Here is a 767-nt window from a genome sequence, read left to right on the forward strand (position 1 = left end):
CCAACTACCCCATCACCCTCTCGGTGGACGACCAGGGGGAGGGCTTCACACTGACCGCCCAGACCCTTCACGGAATCGATCCCGTACGGCTGACCCATTACCTGGTCACCGCCCTGCACGGCCTGCTTGATGCCGTGGTCAGCGATCCACAAAGGCCCATCCTGACGGTACCGATTCTGCCGGACGCCGAACGCCAGCAACTGCTGGTGGATTTCAACGCCACTCAGGCCGACTTCCCGCAAGAGGCACTGATCCATGAGCTGTTCGAGGACCAGGCACAACGCCACCCCGACGCCACTGCACTGGTGTTTGAATCCCAGTCGCTGAGTTATGGCGAACTCAACCGCCGGGCCAATCGCCTTGCCCATCACCTGATCGCATTGGGGGTACGGCCGGATGATCGGGTGGCGATCTGTGTCGAACGCAGCCTGGAGATGGTGGTCGGCTTGCTGGCCATCCTCAAAGCCGGTACGGGTCAGCCTAAAGGGGTCATGGTTGAGCACCGCAATGTCCTCAATCTTGATCGTGGTTTACGCCCATTTTTCACCGAGCGAATGAAACAGCCGTACCGTGTCACGATGAATGCCAGCCTCCTGTTCGACGCCTCTGTGCAAGACTGGATGCAATTGCTGTCGGGCAATACCGTGGTTATCGTGCCGGCAGCCGTCCGGATGGATGGTCAGCAGCTCTGGCACTACTTTACCCAGCACGCCGTGGATGTTTTCGATTCCACGCCCATTCAGTTGCAAGGGCTATTAGAGGCCGGT

The 767-nt window shown here is 59.5% G+C and carries 1 protein-coding gene; it reads left to right on the top strand.

The features are described from left to right. Window positions 1-767: AMP-binding protein (locus tag EAH78_RS32065; RefSeq protein ID WP_140672352.1), on the top strand; the 767-nt coding region annotated here is incomplete at both ends.

It is taken from the genome of Pseudomonas arsenicoxydans (assembly GCF_006438915.1).
In the GTDB taxonomy this organism is placed as follows: domain Bacteria; phylum Pseudomonadota; class Gammaproteobacteria; order Pseudomonadales; family Pseudomonadaceae; genus Aquipseudomonas; species Aquipseudomonas arsenicoxydans_A.